The sequence below is a fragment of the Candidatus Pseudothioglobus sp. Uisw_050_01 genome (assembly GCF_048085775.1).
Taxonomy (GTDB): domain Bacteria; phylum Pseudomonadota; class Gammaproteobacteria; order PS1; family Pseudothioglobaceae; genus Pseudothioglobus.
In genome coordinates this window covers 407,927-425,880 of record NZ_CP159804.1, presented here as the reverse complement: position 1 = coordinate 425,880, position 17,954 = coordinate 407,927, and the positions used below count along the sequence as shown (strand labels likewise).

Genomic DNA, 17,954 nt, shown 5'->3' with positions numbered 1-17,954 from the left:
TCTATTAGAGGGCAAAAAACTCTTGAAGACAGTCACATAGATTTACCTGAACACCTAATTCAAGCTTACCTAATTTCTTGATGAAGCAAAATTTTTCTACAGCTCTAATCTGATCAACCATAATATACCCTTTTAAGTCTTCAAATTGGCATTCAACTCTGCTTGGAAGCTCTTCACTCGAAGTCGTCATTGGAGCCACCATAAGGCTTGGTAAGTCGATTAGTTCTTCTGGAGTTACAATTGCACATAAACCAAGATTGTCAACTACTCTTCCATGTTGAGGATTTTTCATAACTAACCAAACATCAAAGCGTTTCATGAATTTTTAAGCCACTCCCAATCGGCAGTTAAATCATCTGGGTTGGAAATATTCTTCCAACCTATGCGTGCTTTTTTATCAGGAGTAATAAGTAAACCACTATCTAGAACAACAAAATCTAACTCTATATTCTCAAGATTAGCCAGTGCAATTATTGGTTTAGGAATTCTAATTCCCTGTGAATTGCCTATTTTGATTATTTTTGCCATAATGTAATTATATTGTAATTACATTATAAAAACAAACAATATTAATCTAAAAAATCAATACTACCAGCGCCCTCTCTTAAGATGACAACACCATTACCTGTCAAGTCAATTACAGTAGTTGGCTCTGGTGGGCAATGACCTGCATCAATTATAAGGTCGGTCGAGCCATTAAGCGCAACCTTAACATCATTACAATTATAAAACTCATAACCTTTTATTATTAATGAAACACTCATCATAGGCTCCGTCAACCCCTCGATTATCGCTTGCACTATGGCATTATTTGATACTCGAATGCCAATAGTTTTGCTTTTCCCATTTAATAATCGATTTGGAATATCTTTTGATCCTTCCAAAATAAAAGTATAGGCGCCAGGTAATATTTTTTTTAATAGTCTAAAACCTGAATTGTTTAATTTCGCATATTCACCAACATGAGACAAGTCTTTAAGCATCAAAGTAAAGTGATGATGCTTACTCAACTTACGTATATTAACAATTTGGTCCATAGCTTTTTTATTTCCAAGAGAACAGCCTAAGGCATACCCTGAATCTGTTGGATACGCTATAGTACCGCCCCTTTCCAAAACATCAATAACCTGGTTAATAAGGCGTAACTGAGGATTTTCAGAGTGAATACTAATGATAGATGACATTAGAGGTATCTCCAAATAGCTTTTTCAGGGTCCGGTAAATCTCTTAAATTCCCTATACGAACTCTTTGATTTGGCCATCCATGAAAATCAGAGCCACATGTAGCTAGTAAATTATATTTACCTGCCCACTGACTCCCAAGTTGAATTTCTTCATCAGAACTCGTTCCTGTTACTACCTCTATACCATCACCTAAAACACATTTAAAGTCATTAAGCATGGTTTGAATTTTTGTATGAGTCATTCGATACCTAAAAGGATGAGCTATAAGAGCCTTGCCACCAGCTGCATGAATCCACTGAACGACCTCATTAAAATCTTTCCACTCAACACGAACACCACCAGGTTTTTTTCCTGTCAAATAGCGCCTAAATACAGACCTCATATCCTTGCAGTAGCCTTCACTAATAAGCATCTGTGCAAAATGCGTGCGAGTCAACATGTCCGTTTTACTAAAACTTTGCGTTTTTTCTAGTGCATCTTTAATTCCAGAACGCCAAAGACCAAGAGCTATTTTTTCTGCTCTTTCTTTTCGTAGTTTTTGATTATGCTCTAAACCAGTTTGCAATATATCATTATTAATATCAATACCTAGACCGAGAATGTGGATAGCCATATTTCCCCAAAGTGCTGATATTTCAACACCATTTACAAGGTTTAAGTTTAATGAATCGGCCTCTAATTGAGCTTCAACAATTCCGTCAGTAGTGTCATGATCTGTTAATGAAAATAAATCACATTCAGCTTGGCAAGCTAGCCTAACAACATCAGCAGGTGATAGAACACCATCTGAATAGTATGAATGATTATGTAAGTCTGCTTTCATTATGTGCTTTATTATAATCTAAAAGTTGATTTAGCTCTAAAGCCCCTTTAATTTCTTAGGATATAGCTAAAAAACAAAAAAACTTTAAGTTAACTTACAATAGCTCCAAAACTTATTATTAACTATAATACTAGTCATTATTTTATTTATAAGTGCTTATGTGTGGAATTGTTGGTGGCGTTACAAATAATGATATTACAGCGCTATTATTAGAAGGGTTAAACTGCTTAGAATATAGAGGTTATGACTCATCTGGACTTATAGTCTTATCTAAAAATAATTCTTTTGATAGGGTGCGATCAGTTGGTAAGGTTAAAAACCTTGAAGATAGTTTAAAAGCAAGAGAACAAAAAATTAGTGGAAACATTGGAATTGCTCATACTCGTTGGGCAACTCATGGTGAACCTACTATTAATAATGCTCACCCTCATATTTCGATGAATTCAGTAAGCTTAGTACATAACGGTATTATTGAAAATTATATTGAGCTGAAAAATAATCAGATAACTCAAGGGTATGAATTTACCTCTGAAACAGATACAGAAGTTATCGCTCATGCAATTGACTTTGCTATGAAGTCATGCAACACTTTAATATCATCAGTTCAACTAGCAATCAAATCTTTTTCTGGATCTTATGGACTAGGAATAATTTCATCTAAATATCCAGATCAAATTATTGCTACTAGGAAAGGATCTCCATTAGTAATAGGAATTGGAAATAACGGAAATTATATTGCTTCAGATCAAATGGCTCTTTTCTCTATAACTAAAGAATTTATTTTTCTGGAGGAGGGAGATGTTGCTGAAATAAAAATAGACAAAATTACGATTTATGATTTAAATGGTAATTTAGTTGACCGTCCAATCAAAACTTCGAAATTAAAGAAAGGTCAAATTGGTTTAGGAAATTATAGCCACTATATGCAAAAAGAAATTTTTGAACAGCCACAAGCTATTAGGGATACATTGGAATCTCGTATTACAAATAATTCGGTTCTAATTTCGTCTTTTGGGCATAAGGCTAAAGAAAATTTTATTAAAATTAAACAAGTACAAATTATTGCTTGCGGCACTAGCTATCATGCCGGATTGATTGCCAAATACTGGCTTGAAGATATAGCAAAAATATCATGCAATGTTGAAGTTGCAAGTGAGTATCGCTATCGTCGCCCTATTATCTTGAATGGTACCTTATTTATTACACTTTCTCAAAGTGGTGAAACTGCAGATACGATTGAAGCCCTAAAAGCTGCTAAGATAATTAATAGTGATATTTGCAGTCTTTGTATTACAAATTCTGCGGAATCCAGTCTAACTAGAATTTCTGATCTCACTTTTTTAACGCATGCAGGCCCTGAAATTGGAGTTGCAAGTACAAAAGCATTCACAACTCAACTCGTTTCGCTAGCGCTCTTAGTTTGCTCTATTGGCAAATTAAAGAAAACGATTAGCAAAAAACAAGAAAAAGGAATTGTTGATGGATTGAAACGTTTACCAGGACTAGTTAATGAGGCATTACTTCAAGAAGCACAAATTAAGAAATTAGCAAATCGTCTTAAGGATACTAATAGTGCACTCTTTCTTGGAAGAGGCACAATGCATGCTATAGCCATGGAAGGGGCCCTCAAACTAAAAGAAGTTAGTTATATTCATGCTGAAGCATATCCTGCTGGTGAATTGAAACATGGACCAATCGCACTTATTGATAAAAATATGCCAGTAATTGCAATTGCACCAAATGATGAGCTTTTAGAGAAATTAAAATCTAATTTACAAGAAGTAAAATCTAGAGGCTCGCAAATGATTGTCTTTGAAGATGAAAACTCAAAAATTCAGGAAATGCAGGCAATGGAAGTCATTCCTGTTACATCAAACCTTGGACCAATAACAGCACCTATCATTTTTACTATCCCTCTTCAATTACTTAGCTATCATGTCGCCTTATTCAAAGGCACAGATGTTGATAAACCAAGAAATTTAGCCAAATCAGTTACAGTGGAGTAGTTTTGCTTCTACATGTTTAGAGGGAACAGTTCCTCATCTCGAGTTCTCAATAGAAATACAGTCAAACAATCTTACCTATCAAGGTAATCCATACACTGCCTATCAACAATATCTCTATACACTCATCAAATGTCTTCATGACAAGGGATATGGTTATAGAAGAATCGCCCACAAGTTAAATACATGGCAAGTTAAAACTGCAAGAGGGAACAGATGGTATAACACTAGTGTGACTTCTGTATTAAAGAGGAAGCATCAGCGAGATGCACGAATAGAAAAGATAAGGCATAAAGAATATCCAATCAAAATAGGTAAGTTCAAACTGAAATACTATACTTATTGAATAGTCCGCCCTCGACTGAATATAAAACTTATAACAGTTTAAAAAATACTCCAAAAAAAATGATAATAAAATCTATTTACATTTTTTATATATTTTATAAGGGTCATATCCTCTGATTAAAACATTCTAATTTGAATTCAAGGGTTAAAATGATTTAAATTAATTATATTTTAAATCAATATGGGAATCTTAAAACATCATGTAGAAACTCTTTTTCTTGAAGCGGCAAATAAAAATTTATTTAAGGGACATGTTCTTGTTCTAGGTCAACAAGCAGTTTATATGACACTTAATGAGTTAGAAATAATCGCTAAAAATCATGAAAAATTAAATCTTTCAGAACTTCCTAAGGATTTTGATACTAAAAATAAAATTCCCACTTGGTTTGGAACAAAGAATGATTTAAATACAAATGTTCAAACTATTTTTAAACTTCTAGGCGCAAATAAAGTTAGCATTTGTGATATATCATCATATGAAAACCCAGACTTTCTTATTGATCTCAATGATCCAATAGATGAAAAATTAAAAAATAAATTTGATGTTATCTTTGATTGTGGCACCCTAGAACATATTTTCAATTTCCCTACTGCAATGTGGAACTTAGTTTCAATGCTTAAAACTGATGGTGTTTTATATCTTGCTCTGCCATCATCTAATGCCATTGATCATGGTTTTTATTCATACAGTCCTGGACTTTTCTATGACTATTTTAATGAGAATGGATTTACAGTTCTCTCTTGCTACTTGAGAGAAGGCAGTCCTCTTTTTTATGGGAAAAAAGGCAAGTTATTTAAATATTCTCATAAAATAAATGAAATTCCTTTAATATCAAATACTGGTGTAGAAGTAATAGTAATTGCTCAAAAAAATACTAATTTATCAAATCCAAATAATCCAATTCAATCAGTGTATAGAAATGAAGTTATTGCTAAATCATCTCAGGATACATCAAGAAAGAAGAAATTTATGAATTTTGTTTTAAATTTATTAATATTTTTCCAAAATTTTATACCTTACAGTTTTGAAAGACTCATCGCCAAAGTTAAAAATAAAGTTGGTCGAAATAATCTAACTTTTATTAAAAAATTATAGTGTAATTATTTAAAAATCTACTTTTTGACAACTTAGCAACTTGAGATGAAATCAAAAAACAACTTGGTTCACTCGAAATACTTAAAGGTGAGCAAGGCAAGTCTGCTAGAAAAAAAGCACAGGTTTTAAAGAGTGAACAAACTTGTAGAAGCAAAACTAATCAGTCACGGTGGAGTAGTATTGAATAGTTTCAAACAGAGAATTAGAGTTCATAGAGAATAGAAAATGAAAGATTTATTAGAAGAAGTTAATTTGTATTTTGAAGGTATTCACTAGTGTGATGTATCTAAATTGACAGAAGTATTTCACCCTGAATCCAGTCTTTTTGATGCAAACAATGGAAATATTTATTTCTCATGGGTATGACAAGCTGTAATAATTAAAAACTATCATTTGACAAATGAAAGCGCATACCTAAGAATCTTCTTTAACCAAGAATCTGAATAATAATAATTAGTATGTAATTTTATTTTATTAGTTGAAGTGGACTTAGTATTTGCCATTTTTGACATCAAATTAAAAATATTATATTCGTTTAAAACTTGATTTCTAGCAATTTTTATTGAATCAATTTTTTCATCATATAGGCCCTCTTCAATAGCTTTTTTTATTGATAAAATTGATTGATCAAAGTCATTAATATCAATTAGTAATAGCGATTCTTCAGAAAAATAATCCAAAACATTTGGACAACCATAATAGATAGGAACAGCAAAACCCAGAAAGGAGTCAGCCAGCTTTTCTGACCAATAATCCTTGATATTAGAATTCTCTATTACTAAATGATATTTGTATTGAGATATAGCATTCCATTTATCGGGAATTTCCTTATATCCATCACCATAAACATCAATGTATTTGGCGATTGAAGAATTTATTAATCTATCTATAAAATTTAATCTTTTTTGATGGCCAATTCCTAAATTTTTATTTGATACAATTATTGAAAGTTTATTTTCTTTAGCAATTGGCTTCATATTTATAAAATCATCATAATTTAAATTATGCTTTTTTGACAAAAAGCTAGTATCCTTATCTTTATTTACAACTATTCCTACCCACCAAGTCAGCCAGTTCATGTAAGTAATATTTGGATGACGAATTGTTCTGTCACAAATTACTAAATTAGAAAATTGGTCAATAAATTTACTTGAAACCATGCTTATTATTTCAGTTGGCTCCATAGAGACATAAACTAGATGCTTAGGGTCACAGAAACTCTCTTCAGTACGTGTAAGTCCTGATCCATGTAATACAAACCACCAGTCACATTTTTCAACATCAGTATTAATAAGAAACTTACAATCCCCCCAAATTCCATTCATCTTAGGAGAGTGTCTTAGCAATAAATTATCAGGCAACCCTGTTGAAATTTTAATTATTTTCATTGATGCTTTAACTTAATAGAATCATATTCAAAAGATTTATTTTTTATTAATGTATTTAGACTAAACCAAAAATGATTTAATAGTTCTCGAAAAACCCTCTCTTAGACCTATAGATGGCTTCCATCCAATTTTAGAGACCTTATCAATTGAAGGGTAGGCACGTAAAACTTGACTTCTCATGTACTTATCGCCCTGATTTTTCACATCGAACTTCACACTTAGATCTAAATCCGGCCGTAAATCAACAATTTTTAATGCCAAATCTTTCATTGAAATTTCAGTTTCTGGATTTCCGATATTATAAGCCTCTGCATCCTTTCCAGAAAGAAGTACTATTAAAAATCCGATAGTCGCATCACTAATATAACAAAATGACCTTTTGGTCAGTCCATTACTTTTTAATATAATATCTTTGCCTTCTACTGCATTTGCAACAAAATCAGCAAAAACTCTTCCATCATTTAAAGCTATGCCTGGGCCATAAGTGTGGAAAGGTCGAACTACGTTAACATGGACCCCATATTGCTTACCCCAAGACACACACATAGTTTCTCCTATACGTTTACTTTCTGCATAGCATGACCTAATATTCATTGGATCAATATATCCATAGTCATCTTCTTTAATTAGTTCATTTGGGTCAATTGGATTACCGTACACTTCACCACTACTAAAAAAGAGGAATCTTTTCGATTTATTTTTTACTGCGTAATTTAATAAATTTGCCGTACCTGTTGAATTTGCTAATATCGTTCCGACAGGATCTATTCCATAATATTTAGGACTTGCTTGACTTGCAGCATGAATAATAAAGTCAGCATATGGAAGATCATTTGGAATTGGCTCTGCAATATCATGCAAGACAAGCTTAAAATTTGGCTCATCAAGATACTCTATCAACCTTTCGTTTACACTATCAATGTTTCTATAAGTTCCAATTACCTTTAAATTCAAATCAAATACATTATTAGCATATAACAATGATTTAACAAGGTATGAACCTAAAAGACCACTGCATCCAGTTATCAGGATAGATTGATTGCGTAAATCCTCCCATAAGGCTAAAGATTTAGAAATAAAGTCTAAATCTTCAAGAATAATAATATTGTTCTCTTTAATCATAACTATTTAAATTGTAGTTTTCTAAAACATGTTTTCCAAAAATATGAGGTACATATAACATTGATTGCCTTAAAAAAAATAAACTTTATAACAATTTGATATCGCCAATTTGAAAGATTAGACCACAAAAACTCTTGTTGCCTTATCCAGTTTAACCAAAAGAGATAGCGATACAAAAAAACTGGCTTAGAGGCTCTATCAATTCCAATCATAAACATATATCTTAAAAGTCTTAGTCTTGCAGACACATCTTCATTATTGCTATCACCGCCAAGTCTATAAAACATTAAAGTTTCAGGAAGCCATATAATGTCACCATAATCTAGCAAGGAAGATAATATTGAAACGTCAAAATGCTTCCATCCAATTTGAGAAACCTTACCAATAGAATCAAATGAAACTTTTTGCAAAAAACTCGTATTATAGACATAACCAGGATAAGGCGCTATACCTCCATTACCCACAAGATATTGCTCTAAAAAACACTGTTTATTATTAAATCTTTTTATAGACTTAAAATGATGCATTAATTTTTTGCCATCAGTAATTTTATTTTTAAATATTTTTGCATTACAACTTATTGCAGCAGGAGGGTTATTCAAAATAAATGGACCAATAGTTTTTAAGTAATCGGGATGCAAAATATCATCATCATGAAAAATAACTGCAAATTTAGAATTTAATTCAGATATGACCAGTTCGTTGTGATGCTGTGCAGAAACTGGAGGCACTCTCCTTATATATTTAATTTTTTTACTTGTTGAATAAAACTTATTTATTAATTCATTTACATCATTTTGCTCTGAATTATCAGAAATAATAATCTCATAATCTAACTCTACATCATTTTGTGCAAGAACTGATTCAATAGACTCTTGAAGATATTCAGCTCTGTCTCTGGATAAAATAACAATTTGTAAAAATTTAAACATAAAGAATTACTAATACACCTTATTAAGTAAATATCTTACATTTTTTTTTATTAAAGACTCTAAAAAGAAATAATTCATTTGTAATTTTAATTTTTTTTAGTTGAGAATCTTGGGTTGAAAGTATATCTTCCATAAGTGGGAAATTAATCCTTAAATACTAATTACAACATTATTTGGTTATATCAATATTTATTTTATTCTTGTAGTGGATTTATAATCATCTCATTATAGAACTCTTCTCTAGATAAATATGGATACATATCCTCTATAGGCTTTGATGTCATTGATCCATCATTATTTTTTACTGCACTTACAGTAGGTAAAATTTCTTGGCTTTCTGAACAAATAACTTCACAAATAACTGGACCAGTGAGCTTAATAGCATTTTTGAGCTTTTTAGCTAACTCATTAGAGTTATTAATTTTAAGGAAAGGTATTTCATATGCCGCTGCAATTTTTTCTATACTAGGAAATGAAATACCTGAGTCATAATCACTTCCTATTCTTCGACTATCAAAAAATTTATTCTGAGTTCCACGTATTGAGAGATAACCTTTATTATTCATAATCATAATTTTAATTGGAAGATTATGATGTTTAATTGTTTGCAGCTCTTGAATATTCATCTGAAATGAACCATCACCTGTAATAGCTATTACTGCGTCTTTAGATGCTATGCATACCCCTATTGCTGCCGGCAAAGAGAAACCCATATCACCTTGAGCCCCAGATGTAATATATCGTTGATTAAAATGGTTTATTAAAAAAGACTGAGCCACAACATAGAAATTAGAGCCAGCATCAGAAACTACAATTGAATTTTCACCTAAAATCTCTGATAAAGTATTTGTAAATTCATACATATTTACATTATTTAAATCATAATCACCTTGATAAACTGGCCATTTATTTTTCCAGTTAAGGCATTTTGAATGCCATAAATCTCTTGGCTTTGGTAAAACTTTATTTATAATTTTTTCAAGAAAAAAACCTATATCAGCATTAATAAATTCATCAATACGAACAGTATTTTTTTGATGTTCGTCTTTATCAATGTCAACAACTAAAATAGTTGCTTCTCTGCCAAATAAATCATACTCAAATCCAGTTTGAGTAATACTCAACCTAGAGCCTAGGCAAATAATAAAGTCACTATTTTGAATAGCAAAATTTCCTGCTCTATCACCCTTGATACCAATTCTACCGACATAATTAATATCATCTTGCTCAAAATAATCTACTCCAAGATAAGTTACAACACATGGCAAGTTATTGGTGCCTATAAACCTTTTGAGTAAGCCTATTGAGTCTGAAAGTCGAACACCATTTCCAGCTAAAACAACTGGTCTCTTTGATTGTTTATAACATTCAATAAATTTATCAAGACCTTTAATTTCTTCAACAATCTCTTGAGAAGGAGGATCAAAATGACGCAAATTCTCTTCATCTAGTGAAAACCCTTGAACATCAAGAGGAATATCAATCCACACAGGCCCAGGTCGACCATTCAAAGCCAAATAGATAGCTTTTTCTAAGTGAAATATAATATCTTCAGGCTCATTAATCATTACTGAATACTTTGTGATTGACTGAACTATTGAAATTATGTCGGCCTCTTGAACCCCAAATTGACGTAAATTTGTTTTAGAATTCCTTGAAGTCTCTTTTCTTTTGATTTGGCCAGATATAAAAATTACAGGAGTATTATCGCCCCAAGCATCTAGTAAACCAGTAATCGCATTCGTAGCGCCACAGCCTGAAGTAACCATTACAGCAGATAAATCATTTTTATACTTAGAATAACCTACGGCGCTCATTGCACAAGCTTGCTCATGATGATTACAAATATAATTTAAACTTTGATTTGAAGCGACTCCATCATTTAAAAACATTGCCCCACCACCAGTTACTGTAAATATATCCTTAATGCCTTTCTGAACTAAAAATGATGCAACAATATCAGCTATTCTTTTTTTCATATTATGAACCCAGACTATTTGTAATTCTTTAACGTCTTTTTAATGAAGAAACAACATCTTGATAGACTTGTTGAACCATTTGACAGTCAACAGAATGAGTAATATATCTAACTTTATTTTCCGCTAAGTAATTTAACTGGTCAATATTGTTCGAAATTGAGCCTACAATTTTTCCAGCTGATAATATTTTAGATGAAAGCAATTTAAAAAGTTTAAGAACCTCTGGATGGTCTATTTCACCCGGTCGACCTAGAAAATTTGAAATATCAAATAAACCTATAAAGCAGACATCAATATACTTATTTTCTAAAATTTTATCTATATTATCTATCCCATCTTTTCCTTCAATATGAATATTTAACAACGTGTTGCTATTTGCTTTTGAAATCATCTCAATTGAATTATTTGAACTATAGCCACATGCCCTAGTAAAAGGAGAGAATCCACGTTTTCCAATAGGTGGATATTTTGAATATTCCTGAAGCTGATTCACTTGCTCTAAATTATCAATATTTGGAACTTGAATTCCATGCACACCAATTTCCAAAGCTTTTAAAACATTTTCTTTACTTAAATCAGGCAATCGAATTACAGGAGAAACTTTTTTAGACTCACAAGTTATAGTCATTTCTTGCGCACTTTCAAATCCTATTGACCCATGCTCTGAATCCATAATGATAAAATCTAACTCTGTGGAGCATAAAACATCAATTAAAGTTGTATTAGCAATAATTGACCAAGTACCTATACAAATCTCATTAGTATTTTTAAGTTTTTCGAGCAAATGATTTCTATTTAGCATATTTACCTTAAAATTTATCTTTTAAAATTAAATCCTCTTGATACCACTCTATTGACCTTTTAATAGCGACATCAATATCCGTATAATGAGATAGCTCAAAGTCTATTTTTGCATTTGAAATATCTGGTAGTAGAGAAAGATTATTTACTTTAGAAGTAAGCGATGTATTTAGTAAAACACTTGGAGAAGGTTGGAAGTAATGAGAAACTTTTTTAGCTATTTCAAATATCGAAAAACCATGATCATTGCCAACATTATATGTTTTCCCATCTTCTGAATGCAGCATAATGACAAGGATCCATGCTGCTAAGTCAGCACCATACATATAGCTTCGAATTGCACTACCATCTCCCAATATACTTATTGGTCGATCGTTTAAAGCATCATTAATAAAATTGTTAAGTGCCCAAGGTGAATCTATACTCCCATATGCCCCACAAAAAGTAAATGGTCTAATATTAACAAAAGGTATTCTAAGTTCATTTCTAGCAGCAAGGCCTAAAAGTTCACTATATCTCATCGACTCGCCAAAGCAACTAAATAGCTGATGATTAAATGATAGACCTTGATTTTTTTCAGAAAAATTTTCTTTATTATTTTTACCCAATGAATAAACCCTACTTGAGCTAAGATTAATAATTTTTTTCAGATTAGGTACAAAAGATGCAGCCCTTATAAGTGCTCCCATTCCCTCTGCAACAGTCGTCATATTTTCAAAAGGCCTTGAAGAATGAAATCGATTATCTGGACTATTTGCTGCATGAATAATATAATCAACATCAGCTGGGACTTCAGTAACATCACGAATGTCGCTAGAAATAAATTGAAGAAAATTTGAATCTACAAGATGAGGAAGTTTAAGCTTAAAACTATCATAATTTCGAGCAACAATTATGAGTTTAATACTCATACTATGTTTTATATTCAAGTAATATAATAACTCAGATAACCAACACCCAATGAAGCCAGTGCCTCCTGTAATTAATATAGTCTTCCCTTTTAATTCACTAAGCTTATCAGAAACATTTGGGAAAACTAATTCAAAATCACTACTAATAGCTTTATTTTGCGCATGCATTTCTATTGTCCTTTTGAAATCTCAGAAGCAACATTAATAATAAGGTCTTCCTGACCTGCTACAACTTTTCGCCTACCTAATTCAAAAAAAAGATCACGTGGATCAATATTAAAATCATTCGCAATCCTAATTACCGGTCGAAGATATCCAGAAAAAACCCCAGAAAGACCACTTACAATGCTAGTGGAGGTAATTGATGGAAGTATTTTTATTAAATCTCTTTCAGCAATATCACTTGCATCAAGCATTTTGTATAAATCAATGCCTAAATCATACCCCATACGCTCTAATACTGCTACAAGAACCTCTAACTGAGCATTTCCAGCACCTGCTCCAAAGCCCCTTGAACAGCCATCAACTATCGTCGCTCCAGACTCAATTGCAGCGACAGAATTAGGTATTGCCATACCAAGATTATTATGAGCATGAAAACCAACAGAAATATTTAAATTTTCTTCAAGAAAACTAACTTTTTCTTTAACATCATTTGGGAGATAATTACCTGAAGAGTCCATAAGAATAACCGCTTCTGCACCATATTCTTGCATTTTGCTACCTTCATCAGAAAGCACTTCTTTCCCAGCCATATGGCTCATCATAAGAACCCCAAAAACAGTCTTTCCCTGCATTTTACAAAAACGAATATGACTTTCAGTTATATCTGCCTCAGTACAATGAGAGGCAATACGAAAAACATCAACACCACAATCTATTGCAGGCTTAAGATCATTTTCAATAGTAGCAAAACCAGGTATTACATGAACACCGAGTCGTGATTTTTTAAGATTTTCTCTAGCAATAGTCAACATATCTATATCATCCACCAAAGATCTGCCTACTTGAAGAGAAGAAGCTCCTAGACCATTTCCATGACCCACCTCAACAATAGGAACCCCAGCCCTATCTGCAGCCAAACAATAGGATGAAATTTGCTTCTCTGTCATTTGATGAGATATAGCATGATTTCCATCCCTAAGTGTAGCATCGCTTATCAGTACTTTATTCTTTTTCATTTATTTTATTATTTGCATACTCTTCTGCCATAGCAATTGCTGCAGAATTAATGATATCTAGATTACCAGCATATTTAGGTAAATAATCTCCTAATCCTCTTACTTTCAACATTACTACAATTCTATCATTTTCTAACTTCGGACCAAAAATTAATTCATACCCTGGAACATAAGCTTGAACTTTATCAACCATCAAGGTAACTTCTTTTTCTAATTTTTTAATATTAGGTGTTTTTACTTTGGCTAAAATAGTAGTAACCATATTGATGTGGGGTATGGCAGGATTTAGGTTAAGAATTGATTTTGTTTTTCTAGCCCCAGAAAAATACTTTAACCCTTCTGATGTAGTTTTAATATATTCATCAAGATTTCTTCGTGTTGCTGGTCCTGCACTTTTTGAAGCAATACTTGATACAACCTCAATATATTCAATATCTTGATGAGTGTTAGCTATAGCTTTTGCAATAGGAACTGATGCTTGCCCACCGCAAGAAACCATATTGATATTCATTTCATTTAAACACTCTTCTGAGTTTACAGAAGGAACACACATAGGGCCAACCTTTGCAGGTGTAAGGTCAATACAAACAATTCCAAGTTTTTTTAAAATTTTGGAATGCATTTCGTGGTCTTTAGCTGATGTCGCGTCAAAAACTAAATCAATTTCTTCAGGGTTATCAACAATATATTGAATACTTTTATCTGAGATTTTTATACCAGACTCAATCGCCCTCATCATGCCTTGTGAATTATTAGTTCTTCCAATAAATGCAACACATAATAGATTTTTTGATTTTTGCACTTTCATCATCAAGTCAGTACCAATATTTCCTGACCCAAGAATTGCTACTCTATATTTTTTTTTGATAAAGCTCATTATATTTAAAGGAATTTCATAGTAATTGATAGTTTAATAAAATATTAAATATTCCTAAAAACCAATACCAAAAAATTCTTCGATTTTTTCAACAATAAAATCTAAGTGAGCCTTATCTAGTCCAGGATAAACACCAACCCAAAAAGTTTGGTTCATTGTTATATCAGTATTATTTAAATCACCTACAACACGATACTCTACATTTGAAAAATATGGTTGCTTAGTTAAATTACCTGCAAATAGTAAGCGTGTATTAACCTGATTACTATCCAAATATTTAAGTAAATCAACACGACGAAAAATAGAAGATTTTTTTATTGTTATTGGAAAACCAAACCAAGAAGGCTGTGAGTTGATTGTTGGAACTGTGAACTCTAAAAAACTAGATAATGTTGACATTCGTTTAAGTAAATATTCAAAATTTGAATTTCTTTTTTTGATGAATTCAGGTAAGCGTTTTAATTGGGCGAGGCCACAAGCAGCTTGCATATCACTTATTTTTAAGTTGTATCCTAAATGTGAGTAAGTGTACTTATGATCATAACCCTTAGGCAAATCACCCAAGTTTTGATCAAATCGCTTACCACAAGTATTATCACATCCAGGATCACAATAACAATCCCTTCCCCAGTCTCTGAAAGACTCTGCAATAGAAATTAATTCTGAGCTATTAGTAAAAACAGCCCCACCCTCTCCCATAGTAATATGATGTGCTGGGTAAAAACTACACGTTGCAATATCACCAAAAGTTCCTACATGAACTCCACCATATGTTGCACCTAATGCATCACAACAATCTTCAATTAACCAAAGATTATACTTATCACATAATTCTCTAATCTTTTGGAGATTAAATGGATTACCCAAAGTATGGGCCAGCATAATTGCTTTAGTTTTAGAGGTTATAGCTGCCTCAATTAAATCAGCATTTATATTATGCGTATTTAATTCAACATCTACAAATACAGGAATTGCACCGAATTGAACTATAGGGTTAACAGTTGTTGGAAAACCGGCAGCAACTCCTATTACCTCATCTCCTTTTTTTATGGCCCTGTCACCTAATTTAGAAGAAGTTAAGGTTGAAAAAGCAACTAAGTTAGCAGAAGAGCCTGAATTAACGGTAATCAAGTGCTTTATTCCTATAAATTGTGCCAACTCACTTTCAAATTTCTTATTAAAACGCCCTGAAGTTAGCCAACCATCTAATGATGCATCAACCATATATTTCAGCTCAGTTGAGCCAATTACTTTTCCGGATGCAGGAATTGCAGTTCTTCCTGGCTTAAAAGATTGATCTTGGTACTTGATAGCTGCAAACTCACCAACAAGTTCTGCTATTTGATGCCTTAACTCATTCTCAGTTTTCACTACTCATATCCCTCATATAATCATTAATTTCAGTAAGACATAAATATTGCATATCATTTTTATTTGCCCATGCTTTATGCCAACTTACAATTTTTTCTAAGATTTTATCTAACTCCCAAACTGGCTGCCAATTTAATCTTTCTCTGGCCTTGGATATATCAAGCTTTAAAAAGCCTGCCTCATGTAAATTCACCTTATTATCAAGAGCCCAAGTAGCATTTGGCCAGCTAGAAATCATTTTATCCAAAATCCAATGAACTGGCTTAATATCTTTCTCATTAGGACCAAAATTCCAACCTTCTGAATATTTTTTAGGATCAGTATATATTTTTTGAGCCAGAAGAAGGTATCCTGATAATGGCTCCAGCACATGTTGCCATGGTCGTGTAGCATTAGGATTTCGAACTATAACTGCTTTATTTTGCTCAAAAGATCTTAAAATATCTGGAATCAGTCGGTCACTAGCCCAATCGCCCCCACCAATCACATTACCTGCACGAACTGTCGCAATACCAATACCTAAATCAGCCAGATAAGAACGTCTATATGATCCAGCAACTAACTCAGCACAACCCTTACTAGAACTATAAGGATCATAACCACCCATAGGATCAGTTTCTTTGTAACTTTGGCCTAAGCCATCATTTTCATAGCATTTATCAGTTGTAACATTAATTATTACTTTCAAGTTATTACAGCTTCTTGCAGCTTCTAAAACTTTTGCAGTTCCGATCACATTTACCTCATAGGTTTCTACAGGATTGTCATAAGAATATCTAACAAGTGGTTGAGCTGCCATATGAATTAAAATTTCCGGATCAAATGAAACCATACTTTCTAATAGAATCTCTTGATCTCTAATATCTCCAATTGTAGAGTAAACCAACTCTTCAACTCTTGCTTCAACAAATAATGATGGACTTGTGGGGGGTAATAGCGAGTATCCTTTAACCTCGGCTCCCAATGAAGTTAGCCACATGCAGAGCCAGCTTCCTTTAAATCCAGTATGGCCAGTTAAAAAAACACGCTTACCCTTCCAAAAAATTGACTCAACCATGCCTTTATTTCCAAGTCTTCCATGGAGCAAGATTTTCATTCCATAGTTTTTGTAAATAATTCATTTCTCTTAAAGTATCCATAGGTTGCCAAAATCCATCATGTTTATAAGCTGATAATTCGCCTTTATTAGCTAATGCCTCAAGCGGACCTTTTTCCCAAATTGTTGAATCATCTTCAATCAAATCAATGACTTTTGGAGATAGCACAAAAAAACCTCCATTAATTCGAGAATTATGGTTTTGAGGTTTTTCTTGAAAATTTTCTACCATATCTCCATTAAGACCTAGTACTCCAAATCGACCAGGTAGTTGAACAGCTGTCAATGTTGAAAGCTTTCCATTTTTTTTATGAAAATCAAGAAGGTTTCTGATATTTACATCACTTAAACCATCCCCATAGGTCAGACAAAAAGCTTCTTCATCTTTTACATATCTTTCAATTCTTTTAACTCTACCACCAGTCATAGTTTCACCACCTGTCTCAACCAATGTAACATTCCATGGTTCAGCTCGCCTCTGATGAACCTTAATTTTATTTTCTTTCATATTAAAAGTTACATCTGAAACATGTAAAAAATAATTTGAAAAATACTCTTTAATCACATAACCTTTATACCCACAACAAATTACAAAGTCATTAATCCCATAACTTGAATAGTGTTTCATTATGTGCCATATAATAGGCATTCCTCCAATACGAATCATTGGCTTAGGAATATTGTCAGTTTCTTCGCTAATGCGAGTACCAAGGCCCCCTGCTAAAATTACTGCTTTCATATTATTCCTTGTGCAAGTTAGTTATTTTTTGAATCAGAATTAAAATTAAAAAGTTTTCTTTAATTATTCCTGGAACTAACTCTATAGAAAAAAACAAAAAAAGAG

General features: G+C 32.4%; 18 protein-coding genes. 3 read left to right on the top strand and 15 right to left on the bottom strand.

Annotated elements, in window-relative coordinates:
- Positions 1-4: 4 nt before the first annotated feature.
- Genes ABXT51_RS02095 through ABXT51_RS02080 form a run of 4 tightly spaced genes read right to left on the bottom strand, consistent with a single transcriptional unit; the run spans position 5 to position 2,008 of the window.
- A complete protein-coding gene (locus ABXT51_RS02095) occupies positions 5-319 on the bottom strand; it encodes a type II toxin-antitoxin system PemK/MazF family toxin (RefSeq protein WP_416695935.1) in 315 nt (104 codons plus the stop codon).
- Entirely contained in the window at positions 316-528 is a 213-nt protein-coding gene (locus tag ABXT51_RS02090; RefSeq protein ID WP_416695934.1) for an AbrB/MazE/SpoVT family DNA-binding domain-containing protein, read from the bottom strand. Before ABXT51_RS02090 ends, ABXT51_RS02095 begins: the two co-directional genes overlap by 4 nt.
- 41 nt (positions 529-569) lie before the next feature.
- Complete coding sequence (locus ABXT51_RS02085) at positions 570-1,184, bottom strand: L-threonylcarbamoyladenylate synthase (RefSeq protein ID WP_416695933.1); 615 nt, start codon at positions 1,182-1,184, stop codon at positions 570-572.
- Positions 1,184-2,008 (bottom strand): PHP domain-containing protein, encoded by an 825-nt coding sequence (locus ABXT51_RS02080; RefSeq protein WP_416695932.1) that lies wholly within the window; start codon positions 2,006-2,008, stop codon positions 1,184-1,186. Before ABXT51_RS02080 ends, ABXT51_RS02085 begins: the two co-directional genes overlap by 1 nt.
- A 158-nt stretch (positions 2,009-2,166) precedes the next feature.
- Between ABXT51_RS02080 and glmS the strand changes: the two genes are divergently transcribed.
- From glmS to ABXT51_RS02065, 3 genes are all read left to right on the top strand, one after another.
- A complete protein-coding gene (glmS, locus tag ABXT51_RS02075; RefSeq protein WP_416695931.1) occupies positions 2,167-4,014 on the top strand; it encodes a glutamine--fructose-6-phosphate transaminase (isomerizing) in 1,848 nt (615 codons plus the stop codon).
- Positions 4,015-4,063: 49 nt separating this feature from the next.
- Positions 4,064-4,357 carry a recombinase family protein gene (locus tag ABXT51_RS02070; protein WP_416696288.1) on the top strand — a complete coding sequence of 98 codons (294 nt, stop codon included), beginning with the start codon at positions 4,064-4,066 and terminating at the stop codon, positions 4,355-4,357.
- A gap of 180 nt (positions 4,358-4,537) precedes the next feature.
- On the top strand, positions 4,538-5,452 hold the full coding sequence (locus ABXT51_RS02065; RefSeq protein WP_416695930.1) for a hypothetical protein: 915 nt from the start codon (positions 4,538-4,540) through the stop codon (positions 5,450-5,452).
- 389 nt (positions 5,453-5,841) lie between these two features.
- Here the strand turns inward: ABXT51_RS02065 and ABXT51_RS02060 are convergent, their stop codons facing one another.
- The 11 genes from ABXT51_RS02060 to rfbF form a co-directional block, all read right to left on the bottom strand.
- A complete protein-coding gene (locus tag ABXT51_RS02060; protein WP_416695929.1) occupies positions 5,842-6,840 on the bottom strand; it encodes a glycosyltransferase family 10 domain-containing protein in 999 nt (332 codons plus the stop codon).
- Positions 6,841-6,900: 60 nt separating this feature from the next.
- The gene (locus ABXT51_RS02055) at positions 6,901-7,962 is read right to left on the bottom strand and encodes an NAD-dependent epimerase/dehydratase family protein (RefSeq protein WP_416695928.1); all 1,062 of its coding nucleotides are present in this window, start codon (positions 7,960-7,962) and stop codon (positions 6,901-6,903) included.
- Positions 7,963-7,964: 2 nt separating this feature from the next.
- Positions 7,965-8,894 (bottom strand): glycosyltransferase family A protein, encoded by a 930-nt coding sequence (locus ABXT51_RS02050; RefSeq protein ID WP_416695927.1) that lies wholly within the window; start codon positions 8,892-8,894, stop codon positions 7,965-7,967.
- 194 nt (positions 8,895-9,088) lie between these two features.
- Complete coding sequence (locus tag ABXT51_RS02045) at positions 9,089-10,873, bottom strand: thiamine pyrophosphate-binding protein (protein ID WP_416695926.1); 1,785 nt, start codon at positions 10,871-10,873, stop codon at positions 9,089-9,091.
- A gap of 28 nt (positions 10,874-10,901) precedes the next feature.
- On the bottom strand, positions 10,902-11,675 hold the full coding sequence (locus ABXT51_RS02040; protein WP_416695925.1) for an HpcH/HpaI aldolase family protein: 774 nt from the start codon (positions 11,673-11,675) through the stop codon (positions 10,902-10,904).
- Positions 11,676-11,682: 7 nt separating this feature from the next.
- Positions 11,683-12,753 (bottom strand): NAD-dependent epimerase/dehydratase family protein, encoded by a 1,071-nt coding sequence (locus ABXT51_RS02035; RefSeq protein ID WP_416695924.1) that lies wholly within the window; start codon positions 12,751-12,753, stop codon positions 11,683-11,685.
- Positions 12,754-12,755: 2 nt separating this feature from the next.
- Positions 12,756-13,766 (bottom strand): 4-hydroxy-2-oxovalerate aldolase, encoded by a 1,011-nt coding sequence (gene dmpG, locus ABXT51_RS02030; RefSeq protein WP_416695923.1) that lies wholly within the window; start codon positions 13,764-13,766, stop codon positions 12,756-12,758.
- On the bottom strand, positions 13,753-14,643 hold the full coding sequence (locus tag ABXT51_RS02025; protein WP_416695922.1) for an acetaldehyde dehydrogenase (acetylating): 891 nt from the start codon (positions 14,641-14,643) through the stop codon (positions 13,753-13,755). The genes dmpG and ABXT51_RS02025 overlap by 14 nt, the downstream gene beginning before the upstream one ends.
- Before the next feature lie 54 nt (positions 14,644-14,697).
- Positions 14,698-16,014 (bottom strand): lipopolysaccharide biosynthesis protein RfbH, encoded by a 1,317-nt coding sequence (gene rfbH / locus ABXT51_RS02020; RefSeq protein WP_416695921.1) that lies wholly within the window; start codon positions 16,012-16,014, stop codon positions 14,698-14,700.
- Positions 16,004-17,110, bottom strand: coding sequence for a CDP-glucose 4,6-dehydratase (gene rfbG, locus ABXT51_RS02015; protein ID WP_416695920.1), 1,107 nt, complete (start codon positions 17,108-17,110; stop codon positions 16,004-16,006). The genes rfbH and rfbG overlap by 11 nt, the downstream gene beginning before the upstream one ends.
- Positions 17,076-17,849, bottom strand: coding sequence for a glucose-1-phosphate cytidylyltransferase (rfbF, locus tag ABXT51_RS02010; protein WP_416695919.1), 774 nt, complete (start codon positions 17,847-17,849; stop codon positions 17,076-17,078). Before rfbF ends, rfbG begins: the two co-directional genes overlap by 35 nt.
- Positions 17,850-17,954: the final 105 nt, after the last annotated feature.

Coding starts and splice junctions, on each gene's coding strand:
- ABXT51_RS02095 (WP_416695935.1), bottom strand. CDS start 319: ATGAAACGCTTTGATGTTTGGTTAGTTATGAAAAATCCTCAACATGGA.
- ABXT51_RS02090 (WP_416695934.1), bottom strand. CDS start 528: ATGGCAAAAATAATCAAAATAGGCAATTCACAGGGAATTAGAATTCCT.
- ABXT51_RS02085 (WP_416695933.1), bottom strand. CDS start 1,184: ATGTCATCTATCATTAGTATTCACTCTGAAAATCCTCAGTTACGCCTT.
- ABXT51_RS02080 (WP_416695932.1), bottom strand. CDS start 2,008: ATGAAAGCAGACTTACATAATCATTCATACTATTCAGATGGTGTTCTA.
- glmS (WP_416695931.1), top strand. CDS start 2,167: ATGTGTGGAATTGTTGGTGGCGTTACAAATAATGATATTACAGCGCTA.
- ABXT51_RS02065 (WP_416695930.1), top strand. CDS start 4,538: ATGGGAATCTTAAAACATCATGTAGAAACTCTTTTTCTTGAAGCGGCA.
- ABXT51_RS02060 (WP_416695929.1), bottom strand. CDS start 6,840: ATGAAAATAATTAAAATTTCAACAGGGTTGCCTGATAATTTATTGCTA.
- ABXT51_RS02055 (WP_416695928.1), bottom strand. CDS start 7,962: ATGATTAAAGAGAACAATATTATTATTCTTGAAGATTTAGACTTTATT.
- ABXT51_RS02050 (WP_416695927.1), bottom strand. CDS start 8,894: ATGTTTAAATTTTTACAAATTGTTATTTTATCCAGAGACAGAGCTGAA.
- ABXT51_RS02045 (WP_416695926.1), bottom strand. CDS start 10,873: ATGAAAAAAAGAATAGCTGATATTGTTGCATCATTTTTAGTTCAGAAA.
- ABXT51_RS02040 (WP_416695925.1), bottom strand. CDS start 11,675: ATGCTAAATAGAAATCATTTGCTCGAAAAACTTAAAAATACTAATGAG.
- ABXT51_RS02035 (WP_416695924.1), bottom strand. CDS start 12,753: ATGCATGCGCAAAATAAAGCTATTAGTAGTGATTTTGAATTAGTTTTC.
- dmpG (WP_416695923.1), bottom strand. CDS start 13,766: ATGAAAAAGAATAAAGTACTGATAAGCGATGCTACACTTAGGGATGGA.
- ABXT51_RS02025 (WP_416695922.1), bottom strand. CDS start 14,643: ATGAGCTTTATCAAAAAAAAATATAGAGTAGCAATTCTTGGGTCAGGA.
- rfbG (WP_416695920.1), bottom strand. CDS start 17,110: ATGAAAATCTTGCTCCATGGAAGACTTGGAAATAAAGGCATGGTTGAG.
- rfbF (WP_416695919.1), bottom strand. CDS start 17,849: ATGAAAGCAGTAATTTTAGCAGGGGGCCTTGGTACTCGCATTAGCGAA.